The 8,384-nt window shown below is 60.4% G+C and carries 5 protein-coding genes; 3 read left to right on the top strand and 2 right to left on the bottom strand.

All coding sequences use genetic code 11. The features are described from left to right. The first annotated feature begins 430 nt into the window (after positions 1–430). Positions 431–1,300 (top strand): mechanosensitive ion channel family protein, encoded by an 870-nt coding sequence (locus tag ABGV18_RS02740; protein ID WP_396581540.1) that lies wholly within the window; start codon positions 431–433, stop codon positions 1,298–1,300. A gap of 1,136 nt (positions 1,301–2,436) precedes the next feature. On the opposite strand, the gene ABGV18_RS02735 is transcribed toward ABGV18_RS02740, so the two are convergent. Both ABGV18_RS02735 and ABGV18_RS02730 read right to left on the bottom strand, forming a co-directional pair. After that, positions 2,437–3,744 (bottom strand): ATP-grasp domain-containing protein, encoded by a 1,308-nt coding sequence (locus ABGV18_RS02735; RefSeq protein ID WP_449728475.1) that lies wholly within the window; start codon positions 3,742–3,744, stop codon positions 2,437–2,439. A 63-nt stretch (positions 3,745–3,807) separates the two neighbouring features. After that, entirely contained in the window at positions 3,808–4,773 is a 966-nt protein-coding gene (locus tag ABGV18_RS02730; RefSeq protein WP_396581539.1) for a zinc-binding metallopeptidase family protein, read from the bottom strand. Between the two features lie 1,197 nt (positions 4,774–5,970). On the opposite strand from ABGV18_RS02730, the gene ABGV18_RS02725 reads away from it, so the two are divergent. Further along, positions 5,971–6,117, top strand: a complete 147-nt coding sequence (locus tag ABGV18_RS02725) for a lmo0937 family membrane protein (protein WP_396584705.1) — start codon at positions 5,971–5,973, stop codon at positions 6,115–6,117. A gap of 458 nt (positions 6,118–6,575) precedes the next feature. Continuing rightward, complete coding sequence (locus ABGV18_RS02720; protein ID WP_396584704.1) at positions 6,576–8,300, top strand: BCCT family transporter; 1,725 nt, start codon at positions 6,576–6,578, stop codon at positions 8,298–8,300. Positions 8,301–8,384: the final 84 nt, after the last annotated feature.

The raw sequence follows: 8,384 nt of genomic DNA, 5'->3' as shown, positions 1-8,384 counted from the left end.
GGCCTCGGGCGTTGGCAACGCGTTACAAACAAAGTCGCCAAACGCAACAAACGCCCGAAACCCCGACCACCGCGACCACAAGACGCCCCACCCCGATCAAACTCACAAACCAAACCGAGACTCACACCACCGACCGGTCCGAAAGCCAGCGGCGCCGGAGGAAGCCCGATGGCAAGCCGCCGGGGTGTCACCTTTGTGGCATTGCCCATTGACCAAGATACTCACACCAGTCTCATCGCGTGTCAGCCAAGCGTCGGCGGAGATCGCCTCGTTCGACAAACTCGTCGTGGTCGGTGTCCCGGCAGTCCAGCTTTTCCTCGCCCGGACAGGGTTCCGGGTGGCACGATGGGAAGGGTTGGCCATCCTTGCCGGTTACGCGGCCTACGTTATCCTGATCTGACCCTGACATGACGAGAACGCCCAAGTCCCCATGACCTTCGACCCAAGCACCTGGACCTTGCCGGCCGCGCTCGGCCCCCTTTCGCCCAACCTCGTGGCCTCCGTCCTCCTCCTGTTGATTCTCTGGGTCGCCCGCTTGATCACGGTGAAACTCATCCGGCGCCGGAGTGACCTGCCGGCGCATGCCCTGCGCCGCTGGATCTCCACGAGCCGGAACGCCTTCCTGTTTCTGGTGCTTGTCGGGCTGGTCCTGATCTGGGCGCCGCAGCTCCGAACCTTCGCCCTGTCGCTCACGGCCGTCGCCATCGCGATTGTGGTGGCGACGAAGGAGATGATCCTGTGCGTCTCGGGCTCGCTAATGCGCGCCTCGAACCGCGCCTTCGCCGTGGGCGACTGGATCGAGGTCTCGGGTGTGCGGGGCGAGGTGGTCGACCACAGCTTGCTGGCCACGACGCTCCATGAATTCCAGCCGAACTCCTTCACCCAGACCGGGCGCACGGCGGTCGTGCCGAACAGCGTCTTCTTCACGTCACCCATCCGCAACCTCACGGTGGGGCGGGACTACACCTTCCACAGCTTCGCGATCACGACGGAAGCCAAGATCGACCTTCCGAGCCTCGAAGACGGGATCGCCGCCATCGTCGAGCACCACTACGGCCCGCACCGGGAAGAGGCCGCGAATGTGCATGCCAGGATCGGTCAACGCAGCGGTGTGGAGATCCCCAACCCCGAAACCCGCATACGCTTCTCAACAACCGATATCGGCAAGACCCGGATCACCGTCAGCCTCTTTTGCCCGACGCACCTCACCGAACGGCTCGAAGATGCGATAACCAAGGAAATCCTGTCGCTCATCCACGCGGCCACGCCGAGCGCTCCGGACGGTGAACGCAAGTCTTGAGCACCGCAGCCAGCGCAATCACCCGGCTGAAACCCGTACCCCTCCACGACAAGGCAAGACACCTCAGTCCGCCACAGCCACCTGGATAAGAGGTCAGAAGCATTTAAACCGCTTCCGAGTATTTCGCACGCATGCAACGCAAGTGCGCATCACCACCTCACGGTGGCACGCGCGAGGCACTTTCTCTTGCTTGCCCAAGAGAAAGTGCCCAAAGAGAACGGCACCCCTCGCCTTGGCCCTGCGGGCTTCCCTCCCGTCCGGGGTGCCGCGGACGGGTCGGTTCGACGCGGCTTCCTGTCGCGGCGAACCTCGGCGCAACCTCCTTGTTGCGCCGACCCTGCGGCACCCCGGCCGCTCGGCAAGGGCGAAGGGGAATTGGCAGGCTGGTGATTATTCGTTGCCAATGATGGGCTTTCGCGCCTAAAGGCGCTCCTACAGGGTGGAAAATTTGTCGGAGCGTCTTTAGGCGCGATTTATTGGTGGGTTATTGCATGCGGGGGCACGCGCCGTTGGCGCGTTTCGCGAGCGGGGCTCGCTCCCACAGGGGATCTGGTGGGTGTGGGAGCGGCCCTTGGCCGCGAAAGCTGTTGTGCGGCTGTCCTGCGTTCAAACCGGCAACACGGTTAATCCACACCAAGGGATACGCGGTCGCCACCCCCGGGGCCCCTGCGCCTTGCCTCGTCGCCGCCGGTTTGCAGGGTCTGGGCGGCATGGACGCCGCCCAGAGGTTCTGCGCGACACGATGTCGCGTCGAACCGACCCGTCCGCAACCCGGCGGCGACGAGGGAAGCCCGAAGGGCCAAGGCGCCGGGGTGTCCTTGTCTTTGGGTACTTTCTATTGGACAAGCAATAGAAAGTACCTCGGGCGTTGGCAACGCGGTTCGGCCAGATCCGCCAAACCCAACAAACGCCCGAAACCGTTCCACCTCAACTCCAAGATTCCCCGCCCCACCCCACCACCACGGAACAACCAGCACACGCGCCTCTGGCGCGTTTCGCTTGCACGGCAAGCTCCCAGCACAGCAAGGCAACGACGACTCGGGCAAACCAGACAGGTTACCCAAGCAAAAAAAACGGGCCTTGTCGGCCCGTTTTTCCTCACCCTTAGGCGGGTAATACCCGCTCTGAGCTTGCCTCTAGACGTAGAAGTCCAGGTCTTCCTGGGCCTTCAGCAGATCCCGCATCTTGATGGGATCGTCGCCGAAGAAGAAGACCAAGCCCCAGTGCGTCCCGAAGGCCGACCGGTCTGGAACCGTCTCTTCTGCCGGCGCGACCAGTTCGTGCGACACGAAATACGGGTGCTCCACGCATTCCTTGGGCATTTCCAGCTTGCTGACCACCCGGCGACGTGGGTACACACCGAAGCAACCCGCGTAGCCTTTCGCACCTTCCACTTCGCGGGGGAAGAAGGCTTCCACTTCCTCTTTGGTGCTCTTGGGATCAAACACCAGCATGGATGCCTGGTAGGCATTGAACCCGTAGGCCATCTCGATCAACTCGAACGCCTTGAAACCGGGTGGACGGTAGGCAACCTCGCCGAAGTACATTTCGCCGTCCGCCGTCACGAAGTACTCGGGGTGAATCAAGCCAAACTGGATATCGAAGGTCTTGATCAGCTTTTCAATCTGCTTGGTAATCGCGTTGCGCCAGCTCTCGAGTTCCTTGGTGGCCGGCACGAATACCGAGTAACCCAGCGTCACGTACTCGGAGATGTTGAGAAACTGGATCTTGCCATCGTGGATCCACGCCTCGACCGCAAACTCCCAGCCATCCAGGTGGCTCTCCATCAGCAGCGGATATTCTTCGGCCGGAATATTGTCAATTTCGTCCAACGAACGGATCATCCGATGGCCCAGGCAACCGGCCTTATCGAATGCCTTGACGTGGATCGGGTCGTCCGGGTCACCATCAAGCTTGAGCAGCGTCTGGTTAACGCGCTTCATGAAGCGCACGACATCCTCTTTCTCGTGCGCTTCCTCGAAGATACCGACACGGATGCCGCCAAGCTGGGCACGGCGCTTCATCAGCGCTTTGTCGCGGAACAGGATCGACTGCCCGAACATGCGGGGGTTGTTGAGAAGCACCGAGTTAATCGCCCCGGACCACTCAACGGTTTCCTCGAACAAAGGGATGGCGACATCGACGCCTTCCGCTTTCAACTTTTCGGCAATTTCCATCGAGCGGTCATTTAACCGAATAAAATCCCACGGGATATAGGGGATGTTGTTTGCGGTACAGAAATCCTCGGCCCATTCCGGGGCAACAACGACATAACGGCGATCGAACTTTTGCGCCGCCTTGATCGCGTTGACACTCCACCCAAGCAGGGCGATGTAACCCTTGTTCGGGTCCTTGGGGGTTTCGGTGCCCTTGACCGAGTCCATCTCCGGATCGCGCCAAGCCAATACTTCTTGAGACATTTTGGATTTTTGAGTAACCGACATTAAGTACTCTCCTTTAGTATTCGTGCAGGAAAACCCTAGCGGGGTTTGGTAAAAACATTCAAATCAAAGCCCTTGGGCCCCTCGGCGCAACCACCCGTGTACGAAGGCAAGCTTGCGACGGGTCGCCTCCGAAAGGACGAAGGGATAGAGGTCCGGCAGTCCCATGGAGCGGTTCACGTGGTTGATGCGCGTTGCGAGTGTGGCAGCGACATGAATCAACGCATGGGTATCTGGCTCCGAGTAGGGGTCCCAGTTGTACCTAGGCATTTCCGGCGAGGTCATGCCCGCTGCCACGAAGCTATCGGTGATATCCACCAAGTGCAGTAGATGCGCCGCTGTTTCGGCCCAGTCTTCGTGGGGGTGCGACGAGGCGTATGACGTCAGGTGAAACAGCTCCCAGTCCTGGGAGGGACCCTGCTCGTAATGCTGCCTGAGAGCCGCCGTGTAGTCGGCTCGCTCATCTCCGAACATTTCACGAAAGGCAAGCAAAAAATCCTCACGCAAGCTGAGCCGCCACCAGAGCATATGCGCAATCTCATGGCGCATGTGCCCGATCATGGTGCGGTAAGGTTCGCTCAGGGCCTCTCTACGGGTTTCCCGCACCACGGGGTCGGCCTCGGAGACGCTGATCGTGACAATGCCACCGCCATGCCCCATGGCAGCCAACTGATGGCCGTCCGCGAGCATGTGGAACGTGGGCCTTGTGCCGGGATCTTCCGGTCTGAACCAGTGCCAACGGCCCAGATTATCAAGCACCCAACGTTTGGCGGCCTCCGTTTCTGCCCAGTTGGGGATCGCGTTGGGAATGTCTGGATCCGGTGCCAGCGCGGTCATCGCGCAGGATCGGCAGAAGGCTCCTTCCTCGGGCGCAATCCAGTTGCAACCAATAATGTCGCGATTTGCACAGAATGGCGGCATCGGCAAAAAGGCCCGCGCCTGCGGATCGTAGGCCACGGGGGTGCCGTCTGCGGTGGACAGATTGTGAAACCACAAGGTGCCGGGACCAACCGGATTCGTAAAGGCCTTCATTTGTGGCGCGAACTCCTGTCGCTTTTCCGAATGCAGATAATAATCTTAACTCCAATTAAATATTAATTTTCTATCGAGTGTAGCATATATTGTATTCTTTGCACGATCGGCTACGCGCTTTCAAGAAAGGAGTGCATTTTTTCTATTATGCAAAAAGCCATTAAAGCCATTATTAAAAAAGCGAGTCCGATCGCCCTCCCGCTGATAAAGCACCACTCCTAAGTGTTTTATTGTCTTTCGGCGTGGAATTTCGCCTGGTCAACCACGAGACCGTTGAGAGAGACTTTGGCTTGACCAGGGTATCTAGGGTCAAGGCGGCGGGGTGTCCTTGCCTTTTGTGCCTTCCATTGGGCAAGCAATAGCAAGTGCCTCGAGCGTTGGCAACATGATCGACGCGTCGTTGCCAGCCATTCCAGCCGTCCGAAACCCATACCGGTTGGAGGAAAAGCCGCCCTGCTCCGCTTGTTCGCTAAGCCGAGATCGGCGCACGTGCCGACACCGCGACTCGCTTGCAGACCAGCTCCCACAGGGATTTGCAGCGCGTAGCGTGGGATCGATGAAATCAAGCCCGATATCGACGCACCACCAGCCTCTTGGTTGTCGGGCTTTTCAGCTCGACCGACGAGTTGAATGCCTGATCGGGGAAAGGCGTCAGAACGATTTATAGCGAGCCTGTTTATAGCGAGCCTGGGATTTCGCACGTATCCGACAGCGGTGATCTCATCCGTTGAACGTTACCGGGCCCACGAGACACCCCTCTTGCCTGACCAAGCCGGCCGTGCAAAAAAGAACGACACCCGCCTCGGGCCTACGGGCTTCTCTCCCGGCCGGGGCGATGAAAAATTGGCCAGCTGATGATTCGTTGCCAATGGGCTTTCACGCCTGAAGGCACGCCTGCGGTTTGGAAGGAACGATAGGAGCGCCTTCGGGCGCGATTGCCTGATGGCAATATTTGTAGGAAGCGCGCCGTTGGCGCGTTTCGCATGCGAGGCAAGTTTTTAAGGGAGTGCAGGTGCGATCGGACGTTACCGTCGTCGTGCAAACCGTGGCAATGAGCGTCAAGAACGATCACAACCCGTCCCAGTTTGAACCACCTGCCAGATAAACGGGCAAATTGGAGTGAGCGATCTACACTTTTGATGGCGGTAGACCGCTGGGTCTGCTACTGGGACATTCCTAAAGGACGGGAGAAACACCATGCTCTATACCATTGCAGTTATTCTGGTCATCCTCTGGCTGCTGGGCCTTGTCACCTCCTACACCATGGGGGGATTCGTCCACATCCTTCTGGTCATCGCGGTCATCGTGATCGTGATCCGTCTCCTTCAAGGACGGCGCTTATGACGATGCCGATGTAGCTCCATTTAGGGGCGCGGGTGGAGTGAACTGCCGGCGCCCCTCGCATTTGTACGATCACTCCTGCGCGGCCTAGGCCCGCGGGCTCAGGTTGGCGTGTGGCAGTTCCAACCAACCAACGAGCTATCTCACCACCAGACCCTCCGAATCTGGCACGCCAAGGTCCCCCGCCCCGGCCTATCAACCGGCCAAAGCGGGACTCGCGCCGACGGCGCGATCCGCCTTGGGGGGCAAGCTCCCTCAATCTGTCTGGTGAGCGTGAGCAGCGGCACTGGGTTTCGCCCCTTAAAAGCACTCCTACGATTGGCTTTCAAGTGCTGCGGTCATACGATTTAATCGCGGCAGTTCGTTGTGTCGATTGGCGAGGCCGCTCTGCTCCAACCGCCAAAATCCGCTAAGGTGACGAGCAGTCTCCACGAATCCATCAGCCGTCACGGACCGACTTCATGAACAAACTCCAGCTTCTCTACGGTCGCCTGCTGGGCGACGTCGGCGCGGTCTTCTATTTCTCGGTGGTGATCATCGCCGCGTTCGTCACGGTCGCCGCCCTTTACCCGACCGACGTCGAGCGAATCGCAAACCAGGTACTGGATTACACCGCCAACCGAATGGGCTGGATGTACCTGCTGGCGACCAGCGGGTTCGTGATCTTCATCCTGTTCCTGGGGTTCTCGAAGTTCGGTAACGTCCGGCTGGGGCCAGACGACGAGCCACCGGAGTTCAGCTACAAGAGCTGGCTTGCCATGATCTTCTCCGGCGGCATGGGCGTGGGCCTGGTCTTCTGGGGCGTGGCCGAGCCGATGATGCACTTCAACGAGCCACCGCTGGGGATCGCCGAGCCACGTTCGGTGGAAGCGGCTCAGACGGGCATGCGCTACGCCTTCTTCCACTGGGGGTTGCACCAGTGGGCGAACTTCGCACTGGTGGGGCTGGCGATTGCCTATATCCGCTTTCGCCACAATGCGCGCGGCCTGATCAGCGAAACCTTCCGCCCCATCCTGGGCAGCCGCGTCGACGGCGGCTGGGGCGTGGGGATCGATACCCTCGCGGTGGTCTCGACCATCTTCGGCGTAGCCACCACGCTCGGCCTGGGTGCCCTGCAAATCAACAGCGGCATCGCGCGCTTCGAGGGCGTGGAGTACGGCACCAACACGCAGATGATGATCATCGCCGGGCTGGGCGTGCTGTTCACGCTCTCGGCGATGACGCCGCTCAAATACGGCATCCGCTATCTCTCGAACCTGAACATGCTCCTGGCGATCGGCCTGTTCGCCTATGTGATCCTGTTCGGGCCGACGGCGTTCATCTTCCAGGAGTTCACCCAGACGATGGGCGAGTACCTGGGCAATATCGTGCAGATGAGTCTGGTAACCACCCCCTACTCCAGCGAGCACTGGGTGGAGCAATGGACGATGTTCTACTGGGCCTGGGGGCTCTCGTGGGCGCCGTTCGTCGGCTCGTTCATTGCGCGGATCTCGCGCGGGCGAACCATCCGCGAGTTCGTGCTGGGCGTGATGGTCGTGCCGGTGGGCCTGAGCATGCTGTGGTTTGCCGCCTTCGGCGGCAGCGCGATTTACATGGAGCTCTATGAAGCCGCCGGCATTGCCGATGCGGTCGCCCGCGAGGTGCCCGCCGGGCTTTACACCACGCTCGAGCAACTGCCCTGGGGCACTTACGCGGGGCTGCTGGCCATCACGCTGGTCAGCGTGTTCGTGATCACCTCGGCGGATTCGGCGACCTTCGTGCTGGGCATGTTTACCTCCAAGGGCATTCTCAACCCGACGCGCTTCGTGCGCGTGCTCTGGGGGATGCTGCAACTCTCGATGGCGGTGGTGCTGCTGTTGAGCGGCGGGCTGGAGGGTCTGCGGACGGTCTCGATCGTCGCCGCCTTCCCGTTCATGCTCCTGATGATATTGATGGCCTTCGCCCTGCACCGCGATCTGAACCAGGAGTTCTGGCAACACGAGGAGAAGGAGCGGCTGATTCGCCAACGGATCGAGGCCATGCTGATGCGCGACTCCGAACGCGAGGCCGAACGGGCCGCGGCCGAGGAGGTCCACCCGACGGCCCCCGACATGGTGCTCGAACCCGAAGCGCCCCGCAGTGCGGTCGTCGGCCAACGCATCGAGCCGCCCCAAGCCGAGGAACCCACCCAACCGAAGGCCGAGTGATACGGCCAGTCGCATCCATGGCGGATCGACACTAAAAAGCGGCCCGCGGGCCGCTTTTCCGGTTGGCGACCTCAGCCCCCACAC

The sequence above is a fragment of the Guyparkeria halopsychrophila genome, assembly GCF_044582135.1.
In the GTDB taxonomy this organism is placed as follows: Bacteria; Pseudomonadota; Gammaproteobacteria; order Halothiobacillales; family Halothiobacillaceae; genus Guyparkeria.
This window is presented reverse-complemented; position numbering and strand designations above follow the sequence as displayed.

Excerpts from the sequence above, each read along its gene's own strand:
- ABGV18_RS02740 (WP_396581540.1), top strand. The coding sequence starts at position 431 with ATGACCTTCGACCCAAGCACCTGGACCTTGCCGGCCGCGCTCGGCCCC.
- ABGV18_RS02735 (WP_449728475.1), bottom strand. The coding sequence starts at position 3,744 with ATGTCGGTTACTCAAAAATCCAAAATGTCTCAAGAAGTATTGGCTTGG.
- ABGV18_RS02730 (WP_396581539.1), bottom strand. The coding sequence starts at position 4,773 with ATGAAGGCCTTTACGAATCCGGTTGGTCCCGGCACCTTGTGGTTTCAC.
- ABGV18_RS02725 (WP_396584705.1), top strand. The coding sequence starts at position 5,971 with ATGCTCTATACCATTGCAGTTATTCTGGTCATCCTCTGGCTGCTGGGC.
- ABGV18_RS02720 (WP_396584704.1), top strand. The coding sequence starts at position 6,576 with ATGAACAAACTCCAGCTTCTCTACGGTCGCCTGCTGGGCGACGTCGGC.